This window comes from Achromobacter sp. SIMBA_011 (assembly GCF_046535435.1).
Taxonomy (GTDB): Bacteria; Pseudomonadota; Gammaproteobacteria; order Burkholderiales; family Burkholderiaceae_B; genus Achromobacter; species Achromobacter dolens.
Window position 1 is genome coordinate 1 of sequence record NZ_JAWRWN010000984.1, and the last position, 248, is coordinate 248.

Annotated in this window: 1 protein-coding gene; it reads right to left on the bottom strand. The window is 66.9% G+C overall.

What is annotated here, in order from left to right; all coding sequences use genetic code 11:
* Nucleotides 1-248 (bottom strand): FAD-dependent oxidoreductase (locus SB816_RS33950; protein WP_410548493.1); only part of this gene is annotated, 248 nt, incomplete at both ends.

A 248-nucleotide genomic window follows, 5' to 3' on the forward strand; every position in this document is an offset into this window, starting at 1 on the left:
TGTAGCGGAACTTCACGCCGAGCGATTCCGCGAGCGCCGCGAGGCGCGTCGTGAACAACTGGCAATCGCCCGTTTCGTCACCCGGCAGGCGCAGGCCGCCGGTGAGTTTGTGCGATACGGCGGCGAGGGCCGGTTCGGCATTCTTCAACTCGGCCGGCGACAGCAGTTCGAACGGCACGTTCGCTTCGCGCAGCACCGCGATGTCCTTCGCCGCGCCGTCGAGTTGCTGCTGCGAGCGGAACAACTGC